20 protein-coding genes are annotated in these 26,383 nt (G+C 45.3%); 2 read left to right on the top strand and 18 right to left on the bottom strand.

Annotated features, from left to right (window positions below):
- Window positions 1–4: 4 nt before the first annotated feature.
- The 16 genes from thrS to DW033_RS01425 form a co-directional block, all read right to left on the bottom strand.
- Window positions 5–1,960 carry a threonine--tRNA ligase gene (gene thrS, locus DW033_RS01350; protein ID WP_005857688.1) on the bottom strand — a complete coding sequence of 652 codons (1,956 nt, stop codon included), beginning with the start codon at window positions 1,958–1,960 and terminating at the stop codon, window positions 5–7.
- 90 nt (window positions 1,961–2,050) lie between these two features.
- Entirely contained in the window at window positions 2,051–4,174 is a 2,124-nt protein-coding gene (locus DW033_RS01355; protein ID WP_122382314.1) for a tetratricopeptide repeat protein, read from the bottom strand.
- A 41-nt stretch (window positions 4,175–4,215) separates the two neighbouring features.
- On the bottom strand, window positions 4,216–4,548 hold the full coding sequence (locus DW033_RS01360; RefSeq protein ID WP_005857691.1) for an acetyl-CoA carboxylase biotin carboxyl carrier protein subunit: 333 nt from the start codon (window positions 4,546–4,548) through the stop codon (window positions 4,216–4,218).
- 12 nt (window positions 4,549–4,560) lie between these two features.
- On the bottom strand, window positions 4,561–6,108 hold the full coding sequence (locus tag DW033_RS01365; protein ID WP_005857693.1) for an acyl-CoA carboxylase subunit beta: 1,548 nt from the start codon (window positions 6,106–6,108) through the stop codon (window positions 4,561–4,563).
- Between the two features lie 20 nt (window positions 6,109–6,128).
- Window positions 6,129–6,686: a peptide deformylase gene (gene def, locus DW033_RS01370; RefSeq protein ID WP_005857695.1), complete on the bottom strand. Its 558-nt coding sequence runs from the start codon at window positions 6,684–6,686 to the stop codon at window positions 6,129–6,131.
- Window positions 6,687–6,689: 3 nt separating this feature from the next.
- Entirely contained in the window at window positions 6,690–7,112 is a 423-nt protein-coding gene (gene ruvX, locus DW033_RS01375) for a Holliday junction resolvase RuvX (protein WP_008772415.1), read from the bottom strand.
- 69 nt (window positions 7,113–7,181) lie between these two features.
- Window positions 7,182–8,579, bottom strand: a complete 1,398-nt coding sequence (locus tag DW033_RS01380) for an undecaprenyl-phosphate glucose phosphotransferase (protein WP_005862993.1) — start codon at window positions 8,577–8,579, stop codon at window positions 7,182–7,184.
- Window positions 8,580–8,675: 96 nt separating this feature from the next.
- Window positions 8,676–9,821, bottom strand: coding sequence for an OmpA family protein (locus DW033_RS01385; RefSeq protein ID WP_005857701.1), 1,146 nt, complete (start codon window positions 9,819–9,821; stop codon window positions 8,676–8,678).
- Between the two features lie 107 nt (window positions 9,822–9,928).
- Entirely contained in the window at window positions 9,929–11,080 is a 1,152-nt protein-coding gene (gene gmd, locus DW033_RS01390; protein ID WP_048928227.1) for a GDP-mannose 4,6-dehydratase, read from the bottom strand.
- A 25-nt stretch (window positions 11,081–11,105) separates the two neighbouring features.
- Window positions 11,106–12,182 (bottom strand): GDP-L-fucose synthase, encoded by a 1,077-nt coding sequence (locus DW033_RS01395; RefSeq protein ID WP_122382315.1) that lies wholly within the window; start codon window positions 12,180–12,182, stop codon window positions 11,106–11,108.
- Window positions 12,183–12,207: 25 nt separating this feature from the next.
- On the bottom strand, window positions 12,208–13,083 hold the full coding sequence (gene rfbA, locus DW033_RS01400) for a glucose-1-phosphate thymidylyltransferase RfbA (protein ID WP_008772418.1): 876 nt from the start codon (window positions 13,081–13,083) through the stop codon (window positions 12,208–12,210).
- Between the two features lie 88 nt (window positions 13,084–13,171).
- The gene (locus DW033_RS01405; RefSeq protein ID WP_122144215.1) at window positions 13,172–13,696 is read right to left on the bottom strand and encodes a nucleoside 2-deoxyribosyltransferase domain-containing protein; all 525 of its coding nucleotides are present in this window, start codon (window positions 13,694–13,696) and stop codon (window positions 13,172–13,174) included.
- A 249-nt stretch (window positions 13,697–13,945) separates the two neighbouring features.
- Window positions 13,946–14,647 (bottom strand): 6-phosphogluconolactonase, encoded by a 702-nt coding sequence (pgl, locus tag DW033_RS01410; RefSeq protein WP_008778414.1) that lies wholly within the window; start codon window positions 14,645–14,647, stop codon window positions 13,946–13,948.
- Between the two features lie 4 nt (window positions 14,648–14,651).
- Entirely contained in the window at window positions 14,652–16,118 is a 1,467-nt protein-coding gene (zwf, locus tag DW033_RS01415; RefSeq protein WP_005857714.1) for a glucose-6-phosphate dehydrogenase, read from the bottom strand.
- A gap of 4 nt (window positions 16,119–16,122) precedes the next feature.
- Window positions 16,123–17,583, bottom strand: a complete 1,461-nt coding sequence (gnd, locus tag DW033_RS01420; RefSeq protein ID WP_122382316.1) for a decarboxylating NADP(+)-dependent phosphogluconate dehydrogenase — start codon at window positions 17,581–17,583, stop codon at window positions 16,123–16,125.
- A gap of 10 nt (window positions 17,584–17,593) precedes the next feature.
- Entirely contained in the window at window positions 17,594–18,973 is a 1,380-nt protein-coding gene (locus DW033_RS01425; protein ID WP_008772423.1) for an FAD-dependent oxidoreductase, read from the bottom strand.
- Between the two features lie 376 nt (window positions 18,974–19,349).
- Here DW033_RS01425 and DW033_RS01430 point away from each other — a divergent pair, with 376 nt between their 5' ends.
- Window positions 19,350–20,267: a DUF2156 domain-containing protein gene (locus tag DW033_RS01430; RefSeq protein ID WP_008772425.1), complete on the top strand. Its 918-nt coding sequence runs from the start codon at window positions 19,350–19,352 to the stop codon at window positions 20,265–20,267.
- A gap of 3 nt (window positions 20,268–20,270) precedes the next feature.
- On the top strand, window positions 20,271–21,233 hold the full coding sequence (locus DW033_RS01435; protein WP_057328375.1) for a GNAT family N-acetyltransferase: 963 nt from the start codon (window positions 20,271–20,273) through the stop codon (window positions 21,231–21,233).
- 66 nt (window positions 21,234–21,299) lie between these two features.
- Here DW033_RS01435 and DW033_RS01440 read toward each other — a convergent pair whose 3' ends face one another.
- Both DW033_RS01440 and DW033_RS01445 read right to left on the bottom strand, forming a co-directional pair.
- Complete coding sequence (locus DW033_RS01440; RefSeq protein WP_233554116.1) at window positions 21,300–23,549, bottom strand: LruC domain-containing protein; 2,250 nt, start codon at window positions 23,547–23,549, stop codon at window positions 21,300–21,302.
- Between the two features lie 188 nt (window positions 23,550–23,737).
- The gene (locus DW033_RS01445) at window positions 23,738–25,975 is read right to left on the bottom strand and encodes an LruC domain-containing protein (protein ID WP_158595231.1); all 2,238 of its coding nucleotides are present in this window, start codon (window positions 25,973–25,975) and stop codon (window positions 23,738–23,740) included.
- Window positions 25,976–26,383: the final 408 nt, after the last annotated feature.

The following is a 26,383-nucleotide window of genomic DNA, read 5'->3' on the forward strand; positions in this document are numbered from 1 at the left end:
TTATTTAATCATTACTTTTTTGCCAGCGATTCATCATTTCCTCTACCTCGCCATTCAAAAGCGCTGCAAAGGTAGCAATTTTCATCGAACCTTTATCACCTTCGCCCTGTTTTCTTACAGAAACTTCACCATTTTCTGCTTCTTTTTCTCCAACGATGAGCATATAAGGGATTCTTTTCAATTCATTGTCACGAATTTTACGACCGATCTTCTCATTTCGGTCATCTACGATAGCACGAATTTCCTGATTACCCAACTCACGTGCGATTTGCCAAGCGTAATCATTAAACTTCTCGCTGATCGGCATGATACATACCTGCTCCGGAGTCAACCACAACGGGAACTTTCCGGCGGTGTGCTCGATCAATACGGCAACGAACCGTTCCATGGAACCGAACGGCGCACGGTGAATCATAACCGGACGGTGCTTCTGGTTGTCGGCACCCGTATATTCCAATTGGAAACGTTCCGGTAAGTTATAGTCTACCTGAATCGTACCTAACTGCCAACGGCGGCCGATAGCGTCTTTCACCATGAAGTCGAGTTTCGGACCGTAGAAAGCGGCCTCTCCATATTCGATCTTAGCTTTCAAGCCTTTTTCCTCACAAGCCTCTACAATCGCTTGCTCAGCCTTCTCCCAATTCTCGTCGCTACCGATATATTTCTCACGGTTCACCTTGTCACGCAAGGAGATCTGAGCCTCGAAGTTCTCGAAATTCATCGTCTTGAATACGATCGAGATGATGTCCATTACGTTCAAGAATTCCTGCTTTACCTGATCGGGGCGGCAGAAGATATGAGCATCATCCTGCGTAAAGCTACGTACACGGGTCAATCCGTGCAACTCTCCACTCTGCTCATACCGGCAAACCGTACCGAACTCAGCGAGACGCAACGGCAGGTCCTTATACGAACGAGGAGAGTTTTTATAGATCATACAGTGATGAGGACAGTTCATCGGTTTCAAGAAGTATTCCTCACCCTCCTCAGGTGTATGGATCGGTTGGAAAGAATCCTTTCCGTATTTAGCGTAGTGGCCGGAGGTAATATACAATAATTTATTACCGATCGGCGGACACATTACCTCTTGATAATTATAACGAGCTTGGATACGACGCAAGAACTCTTGCAGACGCAAACGCAAGGCGGTACCTTTTGGCAACCACATCGGTAAGCCCTTACCTACCGTATCGGAGAACATGAACAAGTCCATCTCCTTACCGATCTTACGGTGGTCACGTTTCTTGGCCTCCTCCAACAATGTCAGATACTCATCCAACATCTTCTTTTTCGGGAAAGTGATACCATACAAACGAACCAATTGCTTGCGTTTCTCATCGCCACGCCAATAAGCGCCGGCTACGCTCAATATCTTGACAGCTTTCAGATAAGAGGTATTCGGTAAGTGCGGTCCTCTACACAAGTCCGTAAAAGAACCCTGCGTATAGGTAGTGATCGTACCGTCTTCCAACTCACTGATAAGCTCTGTTTTATACTCTTCACCTCTATCGCCGAACATCTTCATGGCATCCGCCTTGGTAATGTCCTGACGTTTGATCTCTTCTTTCTTGGCTACCAGCTCAAGCATCTTAGCCTCGATAGCAGCGAAATCACCCTCTTTGATCACGGCCTCACCCGGATCCACGTCATAATAGAAACCGTTCTCGATCGCCGGACCGATACCGAATTTAATACCCGGATATAATTCCTGCAAAGCCTCTGCCATAAGGTGAGCGCTGGAATGCCAGAACGCATGTTTACCTTCCTCGTCTTCCCACTTCAAAAGTTTCACCGTAGCGTCGTCGTTGATAGGACGGCTTAAGTCCCAAACCTCCCCATTCACGCTTGCGGCTAGGACTTCCTGTGCCAAACGAGAACTAATGCTTTCCGCTATCTGCATAGCAGTCGTTCCCTTTGCATATTCTCTTACGGAATTGTCCGGAAATGTAATCTTTATCATATTCTATTCTCTAAAATTCTTTATATTCAGCCCACAAAGTTAATATTTCTTTTCTATCAGCGAAACATTTAACTCGAATAATTTGCGTTATCACCGGCTTGTCATTCGCTTGATGATACTATAGGCGTTGTAGATACCCAATTCCCCTGCCTTGCTCAAGTCGGCGATGCCCCGGTTCACGTCACCTTGCGACAGACGGGCTAACCCACGGTTGTAGTAAGCCTCGGCAAATTCAGGGTCCCGCTCGATCGCCTCGTTGTAATCAACGATAGCGGCACGGAAATCACGCTGGGCGCAACGCAGATTCGCACGGTTAAAGTAAGCGTACACAAAACCCGGGTTCAGCTTGATCACCATATCGTAATCCCTCATGATCTGCTCATGCTCATAGGCTCGCTTATTATCCTTCAGCATAGCGCTCCGGAGGTCCACCGAGGTGTTGGCGTTTACCTGCGACTGTGCGGACTTACCAATATTCAAGTTCATTCCCGAGCCACTCAAGTCGTACGTATCCTTGCTAGCCTGCTGGGATTGGGTGTACATCAATTGCTTATAACGTTCCACGGCACGATTGAAATAAGCCATCGTGAACGACGGGTCTCGCTCGATCGCTTCCGAGAAATTCTTGATCGCCTCCGAGAAATCCTGCACCAACATGAAGTCCATCGCACGGCCAAAATAAGCGTTAGCGTTGTTCGGATCACGCTCGATCTCCGCCGAATACTCGTCGATGGAGGCGAAATGCACGGCGATTTGGTCCTCAGTCAAAGCGGCCTCCTCGTTCGTGATACGCAATTTACGCTTCAAGACCATCTGGCCATTGTAATCCTCCACCATCTTGTCGTAATAAACAAGTTTCTTTACGGGATCCGCCTTCTCGTAATAGGTCAAGACAAACTGGGGTTCCAGATCCACATGGACATTCCGGTCTTGTACACGCCCACGGACCTCACTTTGGTATTTACTTTTACGCTCCTGCTCCTTATCGTATACCACCAAGCGGTTGAACTTATTGATATTCTTATCGGATTGCTCACGAGTATTCTCCTCCGAATCGTCCGTCTTGGTATCTCCGTTCACCGCTGTATTGGAGCCAGAAGACGATGTCTTCGGGAGCTGTCCGTTCTTGGCCTGCTCCTCCATCTTTATGGCTGCCCAATAATCACGGTCTGCCCCCACGTTATCACCTAGCTTACGCTTTGCTTCCGAACGGCTCACAAAGCCTGGCAGGAAAGTAGGATATTGCTTCAAGACCACGTCGTAATCCTGCACGGCCCCCCGGTAGTCGCCCGTCTCGAAACGGAGCAACGCACGGTTGTAATAAGCCATATAGTTATCTGGCTCTTGCTGGATAACGACATCGAAGTCCTCGATAGCCCGGTTATTATCCCCGACTTGGAACCGAAGCAACCCCCGGTTAAACCGTGCGATCAAGTTCCGGCTATCCATGCTGATCACCTGATCGTAATCGGCCATCGCACCTCTCAAGTCATTCATCTGATAACGAACTAGCCCCCGGTTAATATAATATCCGCTCTCACGGGTATCCAGACGTAGAGCCTCGTTCAAATCGGCCAGAGCGTCCTTATAATCATCCATTTGATAATGAAGGATCGCACGATTGCCATACGCCGGCGCATAATAAGGATCCATCTCGATCGCCTTATTATAATCGGCCAAGGCTTTCAACGTATCCCCTTTCTCCAGATACATAGCGCCCCGTGTCATATAATTCATGGAATATTTCGGATGGGCGGTCATTAAATCATCGAATGTCTTCTCCGCCCCGTTGTAGTCTTTTTTCTGGATAAAAGCCACCGCCATATTCACCAGCATCTGGCGGTCCTCGGGTTTGAACTCAAGTCCTTTCTGGTAATCGTCGATCGCCTCGTCGTATTTCTCCTGACTTTGACGGGCGATGCCGCGAGCGTAATACGCTTGCGTTAAAAAAGGGTTCCGCTGAAGACATAAAGTACAGTCTTCCTCGGCCCCCTTAAAATCGTCCAGATTTATCTTCGCCACCGCACGGTAAAAATAGGGTTCCGCCAACCAAGGTTTGGATTTGATAACTTGATTGAAGTACTGAATGGAAAGAACATAATCCTCAAAATAAAGGGCGTTCCTGCCAATAGCCAATACACGGTCCGTATTAATCTGCGCAAAAAGCGAAATCGTAAATATCTGTAATATCAAAAAGAGTGTTGCCTTCTTCATCCTATTAAAAATGATTGAGAGGCAAAAATAAGTAAATTATCTTACTTAGACTCTATTTTTACCATTAAATGATTCTTCGTTATCTTATCGCCCTCTTTTACATTGAGCTCGACAACGACTCCCGATATGGGAGCGACCACCCGGTTCTGCATTTTCATCGCCTCATGGATTAGCAGAAGTTGCCCAGCCTCCACAGCCTGTCCTTCTTCTACCATAATCTTGATAATCGTTCCGGGAAGATGAGAAACCACGTCACCAGCCGACGGCTTATGCCACATCGGTCGGCTCTTATACTTCGCTGTCAGCAACGTCTTATATTTACGTGCCGTCACCACAAAGTCTACATATTCTTCTTGCTGGTGTTTCTTTTCCATACTCTCATCAATTTAGAACGGAGGCAAACCGTGCTTCTTGGCCGGTCTGTATTCCTCTTTTAGAATGGAAAGCTTCAGTGCGTGTAGCAATAATGAACGGGTTTCTTTCGGTTCGATCACAGAGTCGATAAATCCCTTGGAAGCCGCCACGTACGGGTTCGCGAATTTCTCGATATATTCTTTCACCTTCTCCTGACGCATAGCGTTCTGATCTTCCGCCTCCATGATCTCCTTGCGGAATATGATGTTAGCTGCACCTTCCGGACCCATAACAGCGATCTCCGCGCTCGGCCAAGCGAACATGAAGTCAGCGCCCAAGTGACGGGAGTTCATAGCTATATAACCTCCACCGTACGCCTTGCGCAAGATAACCGTGATCTTAGGAACAGTAGCTTCCGAATACGCATACAGAACCTTAGCCCCATGACGAATCACACCCGCATGCTCTTGATCTACGCCCGGCAGATAACCCGGCATATCCTCCAACGTGATGATAGGAATATTGAATGAGTCGCAGAAACGGATGAAACGAGCGGCCTTGTCAGCGCTATCACAATCAAGCACGCCGGCCAGAACCATCGGTTGATTGGCAACGAAACCTACCGTTTCTCCTGCCATACGGCCAAAACCGATCACAATATTAGCGGCCCACAACTCTTGAATCTCCAAGAAGTCCGAGTCATCGACGATACATCTGATAACGTCTCGCACATCATACGGCTGTTTCGGGTCCGCCGGAACTACTTGCTCGATATTCAGCATAGCGGACGGCTCTTTCGGCTCAACCACTTTCGCACGCTCCTGATTATTCCAAGGGATGAAGCTAACCAAACGTTTCACCTGATCGAAACATTCTTGCTCGCTCAAGGCATAGAAATGAGCGTTACCTGTAGTCTCTGCATGAACACGTGCGCCACCAAGGTCTTCCATTGAGATATCCTCACCCAGCACGGTCTTGATAACGTTCGGTCCCGTGATAAACATCTTAGAGATGTTCTCAACCACAAACACGAAGTCCGTCAACGCCGGAGAATAAACGGCACCACCGGCACAAGGACCGAGGATCAAGGAAATCTGAGGGATCACGCCCGAGGCGATCGTATTGCGATAGAATATTTCACCATAACCAGCCAAAGCACCAACACCTTCTTGGATACGCGCGCCACCCGAGTCATTGATTCCGATGATCGGACATTTCATCTTCAACGCATGATCCATGATCTTGGTGATCTTACGAGCATGCTGCAAACCTAACGAACCACCGGCAACCGTAAAGTCCTGCGCATAGATGCAAACCGGGGCACCAAAGATCGTACCCGTACCGGTAACCACACCATCACCCGGCAGAACCTTCTTCTCCATACCGAAATCACGGCCATCGTGTTTCACGAACATGTCATACTCATGGAAAGAGTTCTTATCCAACAAAGCCAAGATACGCTCCCGGGCAGTAAGCTTACCCATCGCCACTTGCTTTTCGATAGCAGCCTCACCACCGCCCATCTCGATAACGGCTTTCTTTTCCCTGAGGGCCTCAATGTTTTTACTTAAATCTGTCATATTGATTATTTATAGATTTATTATTTACCAACGGCTTTTGCCCGGTAAGAGCAACGAACCGTCCCTTTAATAATACTATTTAATTTGCCTTTGTTCAATTGGCGGCGAATAGCGGAGACATTGTCGATAAAGACATGCCCCGTCAGATGCTCGCACTCATGCTGCACGATACGGGCGGCAAAACCTTCCACCACTTCCTCGTGCTCCTCCCAATTCTCATCCCAATATCTCACACGAACCGTTTTCGAGCGAGACACTTTCTCGTGTATACCCGGCAGGCTCAAGCAGCCTTCCTCCATAGCTATTTCCTCCTCGCTACGTTCCAAAAACTCGGGATTAATCAACGCACGCTTGAAACCCTTGCATTCAGGGAAGTCATCTCCCATCACATCACCGTCTATAACCACCAAACGGATAGACAAGCCCACCTGAGGAGCGGCAAGCCCTACCCCATCGGCATTATACATCGTTTCAAACATATTGGCAACCAACTGTTTCAAGTCGGGATAATCTTTAGGTACATCCTCAGCCTCTTTTCTTAGTACGGGCTGACCATATAAAAATACGGGTAAAATCATAAGTTATAACTGATATTTTTTACTTTCTAAATAAGCTTGCAAAATAATAACGGCGCTAATCTCATCGACCAATCCTTTATCTTGCCGTTTCTTTTTCTTTAAACCGCCTTCCAACATGGCCTTATGAGCTAAGACCGACGTGAACCGCTCGTCGTAATAAGTTACCGGAATACTTGGTATCGTCCTTTTCAGATGGGTCACGAACGCCTCCACATACTTCATGTTCTCAGAAGGCTCATTGTTCATTTGCTTTGGAAGCCCGACCACAAATAAATCCACCGGTTCCCGCGATATGTAATCCGACAGGTATTTCACAACCTCTCCACTTGGGACTGTCGCCACGCCGTTAGCGATCATTTGTAAAATATCCGTAGCGGCTATCCCCGTACGTTTCCGGCCGTAATCTATTGCAATTATTCTTCCCATCGAGCGCGAATATAGCATAAATATAAATACAGATTACACAAATCCGCAAAAAGTGTGCAACAAATCGGATTAATACGCATTCTTCTCTCCCTTGAACATATTCAGTACCGTAACCACAATAATCTTTAAATCAAGGAAAAACGTCCAATTCTCTATATACCACACATCTCTCTTCACACGTCCTTCCATCTGCTCCAGCGTCTTGGTCTCACCCCGGTAACCGGTGACTTGCGCCCACCCCGTTACTCCCGGTTTCACCAAATGCCGCACCATATACTTATCGATCAACGCCGAGTACTGCTCGGTATGCTTCAACATATGCGGACGAGGGCCTACCACGGACATATCGCCCAGCAAGACGTTCACGAACTGAGGGAACTCATCCAGATTCGTCCGGCGCAAGAAATCGCCGATCCGGGTCTTCCGAGGATCGTTCTTAACGGCCTGCAAGGTATCAGCCTGCGCATTCACCTTCATCGTACGAAATTTGAAACATTCGAAGTCATGCCCATACAATCCCGTACGTTTCTGCTTAAACAAAATCGGGCCGGGTGAGCTTAACTTGATCATTATACCGACCACGATGTACAGGATCGGATAAATCGTGAGCAAAATCACCAAAGAGAAAAATATATCGAACGTCCGTTTCAAGAACCGGTTATAGGCGGATTGCAAAGGCTCCCGGCGGACCGTCAGCAATGGGATCGATTCCATCACCTCCATCACCATACTCTTCTTTACATCCCGGTAAAACTCGGGCACGATATAGAAACGCACCATCTTCTTCTCGGCGAAATTCAGAAGCCGCACGATCTTTCCGTTGTTCGTACCCGGCAAGGTACAATAAATCTCATCGATATCATGCTCCAGCACATACGCTTCCACCTCACTCGTCTTACCCAAATAATTAGGTAAAACGTCTTTCAACGAGTCATTGTCATCAAAGAACCCCTTTACACTAAACCCATAGCTCAAATCATCTTTCATAACTTGGTAAAGCTCCATACCATTCTTTCCCGCACCCACAATCACCACCTTCTTAAAGTTATAGCCTTTTCGCCTATAAAACTTTAAAGATAAGCGCACAAAAACCCGCCAAAGCGAAAACAAGATGATAGAAACCCCGTAATAGACCAAGAGGAAGGTAGCCAGAATATCCCCTACATTCAAGAAGATCAAGCAAGTAGCGAATAAAAAGATAAGTACGGTAACCAATCCGAACGCCCGTTGCACAATCTTGTCGATAAACACGACCGCCTGATGCAATTGAATCGGGATAAAATATAAAGAGAAGAAATAACAGAAATTCAATAACAAAATAACCTCTCTCAAATTATAGGATATCGCTTCCGTGTATTTCGGGCCAAGCAGATGAAAAACGGCCATAAACAAGAGATTCAATACGATCAAATCTCCTACACCAATCAGCCATTGGATTAAATAACCATGTTTTTTGTTCAATATCATAGCAATTCGATAAATTCTCACAAAAGTAAGTATTTTTCGGCGCAAAAAAAAGGCCGCACTTAGAAGTACGGCCTTTTTAAAGTATTAATTCGTAAATTAATTATTAGCGCTCATAATTACTACACGGTTCCAGCTATTTTCGCCATAAGGTTGTTCGTCCGAACCTCTCCACTCGATAGTGATCTGGCTAGAAGAGATACCGTATTTATCGATAAGTTCCTTAGCGACCGCTCTAGCACGTTTCTCAGAAAGACCCATGTTATAATCAGAAGTACCCGTCTTCTTGTCAGCGTAACCAACTACCTTGATCGGAGCGTTGTTGTTCTTCATGAACTCAGCAGTGTTATAGATATTGATCTGCTGGTTCTTGTCGATCTTAGCGCTGTTGATGCGGAAGTAAACCACATTGTCAACGTAGTTATTTACAACTTCAGTAACTGTCTCTTGGCACTCAGGGCAAGAAACCGGACGTTTGCTCAACTCATCGTTAGCAGCACGCAAAGAGTTGATCTGGCCGTTCAAGTCGTTCAACAAAGCGTAATCCATCGGCTCCAATACCTCGAAGTCTGTCTTACCCAATTTGAATGTCAAACCAGCGCTCAACTGAACGATACCATCTGTCAGGTGATTCATCTCGACACGGTTAAACTGCTCGTTCAACAAAGAACCTTGGATCTCAACATTCAAATCAACACGTTTGCTCAAACGGAAAGCGGTTAAGATACCAGCGTTCAACGTAGGAGACTCCGTTCTTGGACGATCATAAGACTCTGTAGTCTTGAAACGCTGCGCATAACCAAAACCGACCCAAGGAATCAAGCGGAACACTTTAGATTCTCTGTAAGGAGCCCAGAAGTTAGTAACATCCCACAACAAATCTACGTGAGCGGCTACATATTTATTATGTTGCATAAACTGTGCGCCATCACCTTCAAAACCGTGGATAATACCACCATTTAACTGGGTACGGAATCCTAAATACGGATTAAACCACTTACCAAAAGATACTTGTGGAGCGAAGTTTAAACGATTCTTGAAATCAGCCTCTCCATTTTGGTCTCCTAACAATACGCTGGCTCCACCCGCAATTGAAATAAACCAATTGTCACGAGCTTTATTCTTCTTGAAATTAGTCTTATAACCAGCCTCATTGCTGAACCCCACCTGCGGTTGATATTCCTGTGCTGCCACAGAGAATACAAAACCTGATAACAAAGCTAAAAGTAAAACCTTAGTCTTCATATTTTCAACATTTTAATTAAACAATCAATTACCTAATATCTTAAAATTGATACAAAATTAACTCTTTTTGTAATTACAACAAATAAAATCTTCAAATTGTTTCGAACTCACTCGAAATAGTTCAAAATTTTATAGCCCCCCTCTTTCAGATAAGACTCCTTCTTCATTAGTTTTATATCGTTCTTCATCATATCCTCAATTAAAGCCGCTAATGAATACTCCGGTTCCCACCCTAAACGAGTACGTGCCTTCGTAGCGTCACCGATCAGCAACTCTACTTCCGTAGGGCGGAAATACTGCGGATCTACTCCTACAACTTCCTCACCCACACGTTTCTTAAAGTTTTCCAGATAGGCATCACCAACCTTCTTGACGAACAACTCCTCGTCTATCGACTCTAAGATAGCGACCTCGTCTATCCCTTCTCCTTTAAAGCGGATTCCCACGCCAATTTCCTCAAAAGCCATACGGATAAAGTCCCGAATCGTTGTAGTAATCCCGGTAGCTATGACATAGTCCGAGGGTTCATCTTGTTGCAAAATAGCGTACATGGCACGCACGTAATCTTTTGCGTGTCCCCAATCCCGTTTGGAGGAAAGATTACCCATATAAACCTTTTTTTGCATACCCAAAACGATACGTGAAACCGCCCGGGTTACCTTACGGGTCACGAATGTCTCTCCCCTTAATGGAGACTCGTGATTAAACAAGATGCCATTGGAAGCGTGCATATGATAGGCCTCCCTGTAATTCACCGTAATCCAGTAACCGTATAGTTTCGCTACCGCATAAGGGCTTCTCGGATAGAAAGGAGTAGTCTCCCTCTGCGGCACCTCTTGCACCAAGCCATACAACTCGGATGTAGATGCCTGATAAATACGTGTCTTCGGGATCAAGTTCAGCAAGCGGACCGCCTCTAGGATACGCAATACGCCCAAACCATCCGCATTCGCCGTATATTCGGGAGTGTCGAAACTTACTTTTACATGGCTCATGGCGGCCAGATTATAGATCTCGTCCGGTTGAACCTCGCCAATGATACGTGTAAGATTCAAACTATCCGTTAAATCGCCATAATGCAGAATCAAATTACGGTTTTCCACATGCGGGTCTTGATACAAATGATCGATACGATCCGTATTGAACATGGAAGAACGACGCTTGATACCATGTACCGTATATCCTTTCTTAATCAAGAACTCAGTAAGATAAGCCCCATCCTGTCCCGTAATACCCGTTATTAACGCTACTTTGCCCATTTCTCTAATTTTCAATTTTCAATTCTCATTTTTCAATTCCCAAGTACCATTCATAGAGTCGCTTCACGCCCTCCTCGATCTCGATCGTATGGCGCCAACCCAAGGCATGCAACTTGCTTACATCTGTCAGCTTACGAAGCGTACCGTCCGGCTTGGACGAGTTAAACCTCAACTCGCCCTCGAACCCGATCTCTCGCCGGATCAGTTCGGCGACCTCACGGATCGAAAGCTCGATACCCGTACCTATATTAATATGTGTATTCCGGACCTCGCCCTCCTTCTGGCGGACATCCTCGAAATCCACGTGTTCCATGATATAAACAGAAGCATCGGCCATCTCCTCGCTCCATAAAAACTCACGAAGCGGCTTGCCGGTTCCCCACAGCTCCACCTCGCCCGGACGGATACCCTGTTTATCCAATACGGAGAGTATCTCCGGCTCGGAGGCCTTCCCAGACACGCCCTCTACCGGACGAGTGTCCATATCCTTACGCAAGGCCTCCCAATCTCCCATATGCAGGCATTTCGCCAGATGGATCTTACGGATCATGGCTGGCAACACATGCGAGGTCTCCAGATTGAAATTATCATTCGGCCCGTAGAGGTTAGTAGGCATCACGGCGATATAGTTCGTACCGTATTGCAGGTTGTAACTCTCGCACATCTTGATACCCGCTATCTTGGCGATCGCATAAGGCTCGTTGGAATATTCCAAGGGAGATGTCAGCAAGCAATCCTCCGGCATCGGCTGCGGAGCCTCACGAGGATAGATGCAGGTGCTTCCCAAGAATAATAATTTCTTTACATTGTTTTTCCAAGAGGCATGAATGACATTATTCTGGATCATCAAATTATTGTAGATAAAATCGGCACGGTACAGACTGTTCGCCATGATACCGCCGACGTGCGCCGCCGACAAGAACACATAGTCCGGCCGTTCAGCGGCAAAAAACTCGTTCACAGCGGCTTGATCCGTCAGATCCAGTTCCGCATGCGTACGAAGCAGAAAGTTCGTATACCCTTTGCTACGCAAATTATTCAGAATGGCGGAGCCTACCAAGCCCCGGTGACCGGCAACAAATATTTTACTGTCTTTTTCCATCGATATCTCGTATTCTGAACTACTTCTACTTATTAATCAACCTCATCAAATACTGGCCGTACTGATTCTTAATCATCGGCAAAGCCACTTGCTCAAGTCGCTTCTCATCAATCCATCCTTGCTTGAAAGCGATCTCCTCCAGACAAGCCACCTTCAGTCCCTGTCTCTTCTCGATCACCTCCACGAAAGTAGATGCCTCAGACAACGAGTCGTGAGTCCCGGTATCCAACCAAGCGAATCCACGTCCCAATAGCTGCACTTTCAACTCCCCATCCTTCAAGAACCACTGGTTCACGGTAGTGATCTCCAGCTCTCCACGGGCGGATGGCTTGATATTCTTGGCCACGCCCACCACCTTGTTCGGATAGAAATACAATCCTACCACGGCGTAATTCGACTTCGGTTCCTTCGGTTTCTCCTCGATACTGAGGACGTTCCCATCCGCATCGAACTCGGCCACGCCATAGCGTTCCGGATCGTTTACGTAGTAACCGAACACGGTCGCTTTTTGTTCGTTCTCCGCCTTGTCAACGGCCTCTTTTAACATACGGGTAAAGCTCTGTCCGTAAAAGATATTATCGCCAAGTACCAAGCAAACGGAGTCATCGCCAATAAAGCGCTCTCCAATGATGAAAGCTTGCGCCAATCCGTCCGGCGAAGGCTGCTCGGCATATTCAAAACGAACGCCATAATCGGAGCCATCGCCCAGTAAACGACGAAAGCCCGGCAAATCCTGCGGGGTCGATATAATAAGAATCTCCCGTATCCCCGCCAGCATGAGCACGGATACCGGATAAAAAATCATCGGCTTATCATAAATAGGTAGAAGTTGCTTGGAAACTCCTTTAGTGATCGGATACAAGCGGGTACCCGATCCTCCGGCTAAAACTATACCTTTCATATTCTTTCCATTTTGTTCGACAATATTCGCTTAGGATCGATTCCACACCGTCCCTAAAACTATACAAAGTTAAACAAATAATAATAGATTAGCGCATGGTTTTCAAAAAATCGTCCATATTCTGATACAATGGGATGCCATAGCGCGCACAAGTTAAGCGCACATTATCATACCGGTAAAAGCCGGGCTCGCAAATCACCCGCAACTTTCCTGAGCGCATAAACAGCCCCATCTCCAATAAAGTTATCGGGGATTTGCTGCTCGCCAGAATGTTCATGATAATCAGATCGGCTTTCTCCAGATGCTCCAGTTCCCAATTCACTTGATGCTCAAAATCGGACATCTCCCCGCTCAACCCTTTATCCCTACGAGGATTGAACAAGAGATACCGTCCCTCCGGAAGCGCCCGGAACCAGTCACAGGTAGCCTTCTGCCAATCCACACTTTTCCCCATATCGATCGTGCCGGCCAAAAAGATTTTTTGGTATACAGCTTCATCCAAATCCTTATTTTCAGTATCGGGATACAAGACAACGACCTCAGATTGGGCAAACCCTCCCATCGGCACCAAAAACAAATATAATATACACAATACAATATTTCTCATATTCATGTCTCAAAGCTTACTTTTCAAGCAACAAACTTCGCAAAAAAACATGAATCCAACAAATACATTCACTTTAAATGTGGGCAACAGTCTTGTATATACTAATAGGATATCACGAGAAGTAGTACTTACTTGGACGGTGAAGTATATCTCCTAGGGTACTTGCAGTATATCTTCTCCAAGGAGAGGAGTATATGTACGTGTTTTTTCGAAAACACGTACATGTTTTTGGGAAGGGCTCGGCATGTAGCAAAATCATGGGTTCAGCCCATAAATCGTAGCCTGTACGGCATGCGATAAGATATAAGCGGCAGGCGTGTCGTTTGAAGGAGAATAACCCTTGGAGAGCCTCTGGATTACGGGTTCCTTGTTCGTGCCCAGTATCGGGACCAATAAGGGGGCGCCGTTCAAGATAAGCGGTCCCGTCATGGTGATCCGGTATTGGCCGGTAGAAGGTTGCTGGGATACCGCATAGTTACGGCTATCCGACAATAACTCCATGGTGGTAGGGAAAATGGATGCCGTATGGGAATCCTCACCTACGCCGAGGATGATGCAATCGAACGTAGGCATTTGATTGAACAACGGCAAGAATTCCTTTACGACCCATGAATAACGCATCGCCTCGGTACCCGGCTCGTTCTCGCCCTTGATCCGGTGGATATGATCCGCCGGGATACACAAAGGCTTAAAAAGCAAATGATTCGCATGACCGTAATTACTATCCGGACTCGTTGGTGGAACGCAACGCTCGTCCACCCAGAAGAAACGGATGTTATTCCAGTCAATCTTATCCTTATACTCATCTACCCAGAGGGAAAACATATGCTTCGCCGTCTCCCCTCCCGAGAGCGCTAGGTTAAACGGAGCGAAGTCTTTTCGGCGAATCATCGCCATCATGTCCTCCGTCATCGACCGAAGCGCCTCTTTCATCTCATTATATCTCTTTATTTCCATAAAATTATCTTCTTTGGCAGGCGCAGACTTTCTTTTCCGCACCTAAAATAACAGTTTCCTCCGGTCCGTCCTCGCCCGGCTCATAGAAGAATAAGTTCTTCGAACCCTCCTCTTTCCAATGGAGCAAGATCGGATCGATAAATTTCCAACTAGCCTCCAAAGCGTCGCTACGAGCATACAGGGTGGAATCGCCCAGCATGGCATCCAGCAACAGACGCTCGTAAGCGTCAGGAAGATAGCTCTTCGAGAGGGAATCGTAGCGGAAGTCCATGCTGACTTGCTTCACCTCGAAACCGGCTCCCGGCATTTTCAGCCCGAACTTCAAGGATATACTCTCGTTCGGTTGGATACGGATGGTCAATTTATTGCAGGAACCTCCCGAACATTGACCGACAAACAGTTGATGGGGCGTAGACTTGAAGTGGATCACTACCTCCGATGACTTCTCCGGCAACTTCTTTCCCGTATAGAAATAGAAGGGCACACCGCTCCAGCGCCAGTTATCGATAAAGAATTTCATCGCCACATACGTCTCGGTATTCGAGTCGGGAGCTACGTTCTTCTCTTCCCGATAACCGATATATTGTCCACGGACAACCATCTTATCCATATCCAACACCGTATACGGGCGTATGGAGCGGAATACTTTCACGATCTCGTCACGAATCGGTTCCGGCTCGAATATAGAGGGAGATTCCATGGCGATAAACGACATCAATTGCATTAAGTGATTCTGGATCATATCCCGCATCGCCCCGGCTCCATCATAATATTTCCCTCGATTCTCCACCCCCAAGGTCTCAGTAGCGCTGATCTCGATGGAATCGATATAATTATGATTCCACAATGGCTCGAAAATACCGTTCGAGAAACGCAATACCAAGATATTCTGCACGGTCTCTTTCCCCAGATAATGGTCGATACGATAAATCTCCTCCTCATGGAAGATATGTCGTAAATGATCATTCAACTGGCGGGCAGACTCCAAGCTGGTGCCAAACGGCTTCTCCACGATGATCCGCCGGAAACCATCCGGAGACTCGGTCTTGTTCAAACCACTCTCCAGCAAACATTGCGGGACGATCTCGTACATCACCGGCGGGGTAGCCAAGTAATAGATGATCTTATCCGGCAAGTCGTGTTTCTCTTGCAAGAACTCGATGCGCTCACGCAATTTGTAGTATTCATCGGCGTTGGTGGAATCGAAGGCGAGGTAATAAACATTCTCCAAGAAGTCATCGATCAAGCCCTCGTCGTAGGTCTTTCCCTTCTGTGCCTCCAAGATATGCGTATGTTGCTCCGCACGGAACTCCTCATCGCCATAAGCGGTACGGGCGGCTCCCAAGATGCAGAAGCGGTCGGGTAGCAAGCCACGAACATATAACTCGAACAAAGAGGGAAGCAACTTGCGACTGGTAAGATCGCCCGACGCCCCGAATATAACTAATAATTGATTATCTGCTTTCTTCATGTCTTTATACGTTATAAGTTCCAGAAACCGTCTTTCCTCCCTCACCCGTCCAGTTGGTATGGAAAAACTTACCACGCTCCCAATCGACCCGCTCATAAGTATGAGCCCCGAAATAATCCCGCTGGGCCTGAATCAAGTTAGCGGCGGAATGCGGGGTAGACAGTCCATCGAAATAGCTCAACCCCGAGCTCATCGCCGGCAAAGCCACTCCATGCAAGGCACCCTCGGCTACCACTTGCCGCCAAGCCAACAAGGAAGACTCGATCTTTTGAATAAAGAACTCATCGAATAAGAGGTTCTCCAGATTCCGGTTCTTCTCATAAGCCTGCGTAATTTTCTCCAAAAAGACAGAGCGTATGATACATCCCTTCCGCCAAATCTTGGCGATCGTACCGTAATCCAACTGCCAATCATATCGCTTAGAAGCTTGGTACAACAAAGAGAATCCCTGCGCGTAGGAAACCAACTTAGCGGCATACAAAGCCTGCTTGATCTCTTTCTCCGAGATCAAGGTCTGCCCCAGCACGCCACTCTTCGGATAAAGCGAGGACGCTTTTTTCCGTTCTTCCTGCATGGAAGAAAGCATACGGGCATAAACAGCCTCGGTAATCAATGTCAGCGGATCATTCTCGTCCATAGCGGCGATAGCGCTCCATTTACCGGTACCCTTCTGGCCGGCGGCATCCAATATCTTATCTAGCAGGTAGCCCTCCCCCGCCTCGTCCTTGAAGCGGAGAATATCGGCCGTAATACCGATCAGGTAGCTATCCAGCTCTCCCGTGTTCCAATCCTCAAAGATACGAGCCAAGGCCTCATTGTCCAGATCCAGACGATTCTTCAATAAGGAATACGCCTCGGAAATCAACTGCATATCTCCATACTCGATACCATTGTGTACCATTTTCACGAAATGGCCGGCTCCACCCGGACCAATCCATTGGCAACAAGGCGTCCCGTCGTCCAGCTTGGCGGCGATGCTTTGCAAGACATCCTTCACCAAAGGCCAAGCGGCAGGCGAACCACCCGGCATCACGGAAGGCCCGTACAAGGCTCCGATCTCGCCTCCGGAGATTCCGGTACCTACGAAGTACATCCCATGCGCCTCCATCTCCTTCACCCGGCGTTCCGTATCATGGAAATCCGAGTTACCACCATCAATAATCACGTCGCCGGGTGATAAGTAAGGAATCAATTGAGCCATCAGCTCATCCACCGGGGCACCCGCTTTTACCATCAGCATAATCTTGCGAGGACGCTCGATAGACTCAACAAATTCCTGTATCGTATGGGTTCCTATAAAATCCTTTCCTTTTCCACGACCGCTCATGAAGCGGTCTACCACGCCTTCCTCTCCCGGCGCTGTACGATTATAAACGGATACGGCGAACCCCTTACTTTCCATATTCAACGCAAGGTTCTCGCCCATCACAGCCAAGCCGATTAATCCAATATTTGATGTTTTCATATTTATGTTTTTATTTTATTAATCCAAATAAATCATTTAAAGCCTCACTCATCGACGGATGGGTGAATATCGAATCCCGAAGGAATGTGTAATCTTGCCCGAGACGCATCGCCAAGCTAACCGTATTTATGACTTCGCTGGACTCGGCGCAGAATAAGGTACATCCTAGGATCTTCCCGGTATCCGCATCTACCACGGCTTTCAGCAAGCCATCCGTCTGCTCGATGGTACGGGTACGAGGCATAGCGGCGGCAGGCAGGCTGGCCACCTTTATATTTTTCTCCATCTTACGGGCTTGCGTCTCGTTCAACCCGACATGGGCCAACGGAGGATCGATGAATACGGAATAAGCCACTGCTTCCCGATCGTCCAAGCTCCGGAAACCATTACCAAACAGCTCTTCCCGGATAATACGGTAATCATCCAAAGACAGATAGGTGAATTGTAATCCGCCATGTACATCCCCGATCGCCCAGATATTAGGGATATTGGTACGCAACTTACTATCCACCTCGATAGCGCCACGATTAGTCGTCTGTATTCCGGCGGCCTGCAGATTTAGGCTTTCCGTATTCGGTTTACGACCGGTAGCCAAAAGCACCGCCTCGGCTTCCAGTCGCAAGGTATCTCCCGAGATAGCGTTACGGCAGATCACCGCAGCCCGCTCAACATCCTGCTCAATCGTCTGCACAACCGTGTTCAAATGAATGGTGATCCCTTTTTTCTCTAGCGTGGACTTCACCGAATCGGCGATGTCCCGGTCCTCACGAGGGATGAACACCTCCCCTGCCTCCAAGATCGTTACCTTCGACCCAAAACCGGCGAACATGGAAGCGAATTCCAGCCCGATATATCCGCCTCCGACAATAACCAGATGCCGTGGCAGTTTCTCCAGTTCCATAATGGAAGTACTTGTATATACGTAAGGATTATCCTCGATACCGCTTATCGTAGGAATAATCGTCGTGGCTCCGGTATTGATGAATATCTTCTCGCCTTCCAGCAAGAAAGAGTCCGTATCCGTTTTCACGACAATCTCATAAGGGGAACGAAAAGAAGCCTCTCCGGTATAGACCGTTACGGTCTCCCGATCATCCAGATTCTTGAAATTCTTCTCACGAAGCAAAGAGGTCAGTTTCTCCTTGGCGAGGATCGCCTGCTTAAACTCCTCCGCATATTGCTCGAAGGTAGAAGGTCTGCGATACCCTGTCACTTGAGCGTAATGTACAAGCGCTTTCGTCGGTATACAGCCGATATTGATACAAGTACCTCCGTACATACCCGTCGAACGCTCCACCACAGCTACATTCCATCCATGGTTGGCCAAATCCGCCGCCAAGGTTTTTCCACCTTTCCCAAAACCAATAATAATCGCATCGTACTTTTTCATCTCTGATTTATCTTCTTTTCGTTAGACATTAAAATAACATTCGTTTTAACCTAATTGTTGCGAATTTCATATTGCAAAAATAGCTCCAGCCCCTATTTTACAAAATGGCTGTTCAACCTATAAGTTTAGCCATTTTTCCCGAAACAACAAAATAACGGACAATATGCTTCGCCTCATCCTTCTCTACGCCACCTAACGCACTCGTTAAGTCCACCGGAAAATATACATTTATGGACTATGTAAAGGTAGGGTTACCTTTACAAATCGTGATGGGAATCGTGATGGTATTTATATCACCTTTATTATTCCCATTCTAAACATTCGCACATGCATTTTAGTTTTATATTTGCAGTTGTAAAACAGTACAAGAAAATTTATGGATATACCGTTTAAACCGATTAGGTTAGAAGACAAAGAGATCATAACCTCATTTACATTTCCCAGCGATTATCGCAATTGTGATTTCTCATTCGCGAACATGTGCAGTTGGCGTTTCTTATATGACAGTGAATTCGCTATCGTGGATGGCTATTTATTAATCCGTTTTATGATCGAGGACAAGAGCCGTTTCGCCTATATGATGCCTGTCGGGGATGGAGATTTAGCGGGTGCCGTTCGTTTGCTGGAAGAGGATTCCTTAAAATATGGACATCCGCTCTGTATGCTTGGTATCACCCCCGACGCCAAGGAGCAACTGGAAGGCGCACTTCCCGGAAGTTTTTTTTATATCCCAGAACGGGATTATTTCGATTACATTTATTTACGGGAGGATTTAGCAACCTTACGGGGTAAGAAATACCAATCCAAACGTAATCATATCAATAATTTCAAGAAACAATATTCGTACGAGTATGTCCCTATCACGCCAGATATCGTACCGCAATGCCTGAAACTGGAATGTAAATGGTATAAGGCGAACAATGGAGATAATGACGAGGAAGAGCTTAATGATGAACGTCGCTCCCTTACCTATGCCTTGCATCATTTTGACAGCCTAGGCCTGATCGGTGGCGCTCTCCGGGTTGATAACGAAATTATCGCTTTCTCTTTCGGGGCACCCATCAATCATAATACATTCGGAGTACACGTGGAAAAAGCGGACGTGAATTTTGACGGAGCATATACGGTGATCAACCAAGAGTTCGCCTCTCACCTTCCGGAACAGTATACTTACGTGAACCGGGAGGAGGATCTCGGCATACCGGGGTTGCGCCAAGCGAAGCTTTCTTATCAGCCTACCATACTATTAGAGAAGAGTGCCGCAATAAAAAAGCAACTTACGCAAACTAAATAAATTATGGACAAGAAACAACAAATCGTAAACTTATGGCGTACCTGCTTCAGGGATTCCGAGGCATTTATCAGCCTTTATTTTGATCGTGTTTACAAGGACGAGAACGCAATGACCATCGAGAAGGACGGTAAAATAGTATCTGCCTTGCAGATAGTTCCTCATACGATGACTTATTTGGGTACCGAGATCTCGGTAGGCTATATCTCTGGGGCGTGCACGACTCCGGAAGAAAGAGGGCAAGGGCTTATGCGACAACTCTTGCAAGAGACATTCGAGGAAATGGAACGGCGTGAGATCGCTATCTCCGCCTTAATCCCTGCCGATCCTTGGCTATTCGACTATTATAGGGAACAGGGTTATACCGAGGCATTCGATTATTCCGTAGAGACATATATCCGCCCGAATACGCCGGTTCAACTCCCGAAGATAACGGTTATCCAACCGGAGGTACCGACAACCGACGAATTGTTCGCTTATTTCAACCGCAAATTACGTGAACGCCCTTCCTGTATCTTGCACTCGCAGGATGATTTCATCACGATACTTCGTGATCTGCAATTAGATAACGGGGGGATGTACACGGCCTTGGACGAGAACGAGAAGGTGGTTGGCATGGCTTTCGCACTGCCTCTTGAGGCGGGTACAGCGCCGTCCGACAAAAAGCTTTTTATCAAGGAACTTCTTTACGACTCGGAAGAGATCAAGGAATTACTATTGCAAGAGCTTACCCTGCAAAATAACATATCGCAAGCGACGGTCAATACCCCTCCCACCCCTCCGGGTACCTTACCTATGGGTATGGCCCGCATCATCGACACGAAACGCATGATCCACCTCTGGCTATCCAAACAACACGAAAGCCCTGTCTCCAAAAAAGATTTGGAACAAATGGATAACCAAACGCTAACACGACAGTTGATGGGTTATCAGGGGAGGATGGCTTATATGAGTTTGATGCTGGATTAACACCAAAATAAAAAAAACGGATTGCTTAGGATAAGATCCCGGCAATCCGTTTTTATTTCTTATTCCTTACTCAGTTTTTTTCGGTTTAAATACATGATCCATATTAGGATGTTCATACCAATCTTTATATTGTTCGCCTGAACTTATGGACCACTTTGAGAATTCTGGATAGGCATCATTTATAGAATTATTTTCCGCCACGTATTTAAACTCCGTAGGAATTATAAACCCCCACATTGTCTTATCTGAGTTATTCGGATCATTGGCGATATAACCATTTGTTTCCGTTTTCACTCTATCCGTCGGTCTATAGCCTGCTAAATGTACTTCTGAACGGTTGTTTGTATTTCCGCCATTCACGATAAAGAAGTTCAAAGCAGACATATCCAAATCATCTTGTGATACGCCACCGGCAAAAGTCAATTCATACATGATCGTACGTACCGGATAAAATGTTTTAGAGGCATTTGAGGTATTCAGCATTGTCCGCTCCTGCGATCCGCTTAATATCCAATGCGCATCATCAAACAAAGGTAACACCGCCGCTGAAGGATTCGGCTCTATGTCTCCGGCTGATTCAAAATAATTATTATTGACAAACAAACTTGCCGGAACGGAAATCCCGCTGAATTTAGTCGCGACTAATTTATCAAATTGAATACCGGCCCCTAATGTCTTTGTCGCCCCTACCGCAATAAGATCAACAACTAAAACCATTCCATCTACGTTCCCAGATCTTCCCAGTTCAAGTTGGCTACTAATTCCCAAAACCAAATCATTCATATCATAATCACCAAAAGCGGGCCAGTTATCCTCCATAGCGAACGTATAGTAAGTGCCATTGGGAACCTCGATTGGATAATCCGGGTTGGAAGGAGGATCTGTCGGACCTTGATTACCATTACCCGTGCAATCGCCCGCAGGAATCGCAATTGAAGCGTTTTTATCAACCTGCTTACTTCCACCAGACAACGTTAGATTTTTCGAAAATTCATTCCCTTTCCATAAGTCTCCCAACAATTGCAAATTCCCATCCAACGAAAGCGTTCCTTCCAATAATTTAGTTTGCGTGAAATCTAATAACGCATAATCTGAATCCTTACACTCTATCTTATTCCAACTTTTAAAAGATGCCAAATAGTTTCCTGCCGCATCACCTAGATCCGTAATTCTGAAAATCGAGTAATTTCCCATTTCACACTCAATTTCTTTCGCATCCATATACCTTGCTTCAAGCAGAGTAGACTCAGCCAAGTACATACTAACATTGTAAAGTGAAAGTCCGGCTTCAACAGAAATCTTACAATGATTCTCTATAGATCCGCCAGCACTACCATTTTTCCCTGTCATATTAATATTAGTAGCCTTAATCGTACCATAATTTATTAGAGCAACAGCATGATCTTTCGCTCTATATCCAGAAAGAATTACCTCTCCATAGTTCTCAAGATCATAATCAACTAATTTATAAGCGGGTTCAGAAAGAGCATCCGGCTCACCGAACTTCGCTCCACTTTTCACAACCAACTTAGCGCCGTCACCTTGTGATTCTCCATTAGCTTCAAGGATATTCAACCTACCACTCTTTTCCAAAACAATAGTAGCTCCACTACTTCCTTTAAGAATCGAGACTGACAATGTTCCTTCTACATATAATGTCACATTTCCTATCAAGGTTAGAGTGCTCGCATCATAAGTATCATTTCCAGCAGCAAGCTTATACATCCCTTCATACAAAGTAACATTACCCTGCCCCTTCATAGCCCTATTAAAAAATTCCTCGGCAGTGATCAGTTTAGCTTTTCCTGAATTATAATTATCTTCCGAACTTCTCAATAAAGATTTAGTTGTCGTACCAACGGCAGAAGCCGGTTTAAAATCGAAAGCCAGATCCTTCATTGAGGGATCTACTAATACGTTCTTCACCGATTTTCCTTTTTGGGGATCGATTTGCATAATGTAAATCGTTTCCAAAGCTCGAGGCAATGTCATCGTGCGAACATACGGCTTATTCCCGTTGGCCACACCACCATATAATGGCTCAGCGTCATCGGCATAGAAAGGATTCACGTCATATACCCATACTTGGTAATCATACTGGCCATTGAACTCATCATTCACCTCTACGGTCAAAGTCACTTGGTGAATAGTGGCGGTAGACTGATTGAAATCATCAGGCAAAGATGGATCTGGTTTTTCCGGAGTAGGCGGAACCGGATCCGGCTCAGGCTCGTACACATCGGTAGTACATGCCGCCAATAGAACGCAAAGCGCGATAGCGACACATTTCATTGTTGATTTAATCATTGTTTTCATATCATTGAAGTTTTATTATTCACCTATCCCCTATAAACATTCAGTAATCCACAACCTTGTCAATACAGCGTCATTTTGGCGTTGGCAAGACATTCATCATCATTGGTTGCCAATCATAGAATCGATATATTATTTATTGAACAACAAAAGGATGTGCCTTAAAGCACATCCTCCGCATAACTAGTTCTTCATTCTGTTTTGTTTGTAAAGAGATCATATTTTATTACATTGTCCTCTACATAATTTAAATACCACCCCGGCGTATTATCACCTTTAATCCAACTCCCGAAACCCTCATAAGCATCATCGATACGAATCGTCTCTTTAGGATAAGTAGCGAAATCTTGTGAAGGTATACTTAAAGCCCACATCAAACCAGTCTCATTCGACACATAGTCTGCCGTACTATTATCACTAGATGCGGCTTTATCCGTACCTTTATAACCCGCTATATGAACTTCATTTCTACGATCAGAATCAAAGCCATTGGTAACAATAAAGAGATTAAAATTATTAACGTTCATGACTCCATCAATAGGTGTATTGAAATTAACTGTCACTTCGTTCACTACAGGCTCAGCTGTTATCTTATAAGTATTAATAGGTGTTCTTTCCGAGCTACCTAATAGAGAATGTGCATCCGAGAACAACTGGATCACAGCATTCGTCTGTCCTTGCTCAGCGCCAGAAACCGCCGAAGCGGGAATACCATCCAATTGGAAACCAACCCCAATTTGCTTTGTAGCGCCGGTGGCATATAGCGTATAGATGATTTTAGCAGACTCCGTCTTGCCCCCGATCTTTTTATTATTTATCTGGATACCTATTACCAAATCATTCATATCATAATCGCCGGTAGTAGGCCAATTATCCTCAAATAAATAAGTATAAGGTAAAGTCTCAACTTCTTCATACGACGGATCTTGATCTCCATCTCCTTCTCCCGGATTCTGATTTCCTGAATTTTTATTACAATCATCTTCATCTATCTCTACAGATGCTTGTCCTTGCGCAAATGTAGCCGGAGCATTCAGTTTATAATAGTTTACATTCTTGTCATGATGATCACATTCGATCTCAAGCATACCTGAATACTCTACACTATTCCAACCACCTAATATTACCTTATTTGCTCTAAACAACGCATATTCCGGGCTATCAGACGTACCTGATATGTAATTTGTTTGCGTCGTAAAATGCACTCCAGCATCTTTATCATCATCAGTACAATCAAAAATGGAAAACGCATCCATATACATGTGCAAACCACCAGCCGTAAATTTATCACACTCAAAACCAGAATAGGAAGCTAAAATTATAGTTCCACCGTTAACATCGCATATATCCGTCTCAAAAACACAAGCGTTATATATCTCTCCATTTGTTAACATCAATGTTTTCTCTATATCAAATTCTCCATAATTTACAATGAGGTTTGTTCTATCAGTAGTAGACAGCCCACCTGTAATGTCCATTTCTCCATCATTATAAATTGAAGCACTTGAAGTTAAAGCCAAAGAATAATTTCCATTTGCCTTCTTTCCATTCAACTCAACATCTCCATGATTAATCAATCTTGATTGATCCGTGAAAGACAAGCTCAATTTTTCGTCATCATCATCTCCTAAAAAGCCATCCTTTTCTACCGCTATTTGAGCGTTACCCACACAGTTCAATACTATATTGTTTTTACCAGCAGTCAACTCGCCATCACTTAATATATAAATCTTCGCATTATTCTGCAAAGTTAAGTAATCAGTGGTTAGTTTGGCTTCACCTTTTATATATAAGCTAAAATTCCCCTCTCCCGGTAAAGAACTTATATTCAACTTTGCATCCTTGTTTACGATATATTTTCCTCCAGTTTTAATTTGTTGCTTTCCACTAATCGCAGTCGCACCTGACGGACTAAAATCAACCTCTGGCATTTCGTAACTTGCGCTACGCAACACTGAACCAGAAGAGCTTTTAGTATTGGCAATCGAACCCAAATTACAAACCATATCACCATCTTGAACAGGAAAAGCATAAACTCTTTTTCTCTTAAAGGGATCAGTTTGACGTATAAAGATTTCATTTTCAGAATCCGGAATACTTATATTCACGTTAAATGGAACTTTACTATTCACTTTCTGTCCTGCCAGCAATCTCGCCCTTTCATCAATAGCTGGATTGCCAGCAAAGGCCTCTATTGTATAATAATATTTTCCATCATAAGCATCGACTATATTTACAGTCAAGTTTCTCGACTTGGATATCGAGTTTACTATGTCCACAATTGGATTTTCCGGATTCTCAGGTTCCGGCTTCGGCCCTGGAGCAGGATCCGGCTTCGGCTCATACACATCCGTCGTACAAGCAACCATCAGCACTGCGAATAGGAACAGTGCCATGAAATTTACTTTCGTAAAAATACATCTCTTCATATGCTTAATCATTAAATATTTCCCCTATAACATCATTTAAAAAAGAAGTTGTATATTTTAATCAACTTATTGAGTATTATCAACAGCAAAGGTAGATTTTATTATAATGCGAAGTTCTTAAACGCACAAATATTATCACATCAATTAACTATAATTAATAATGCCCCAAAGAAAACACCTTTGATAAATAGACAATATTTATTTCATACCATGTTAAAAAAGAATAATAAAAGACTATTCACCCTACTCCAACCATTCAATCAGCTTATCAGCCAAAGTTACTGTTCCCGGCAAAGGTGGTTGGTGCCGATGTGGAGAAGGTCCCTAGCGATTTTCTCTTGGCAATAACATGCCATCTGGCAATTTGACAAAATGAAAACCAAAGTCTCGGAGAATCGATTTTTTCGG

Origin of the sequence: Parabacteroides sp. AF39-10AC (genome assembly GCF_003635405.1) — a bacterium.
Lineage (GTDB): Bacteria > Bacteroidota > Bacteroidia > Bacteroidales > Tannerellaceae > Parabacteroides > Parabacteroides distasonis.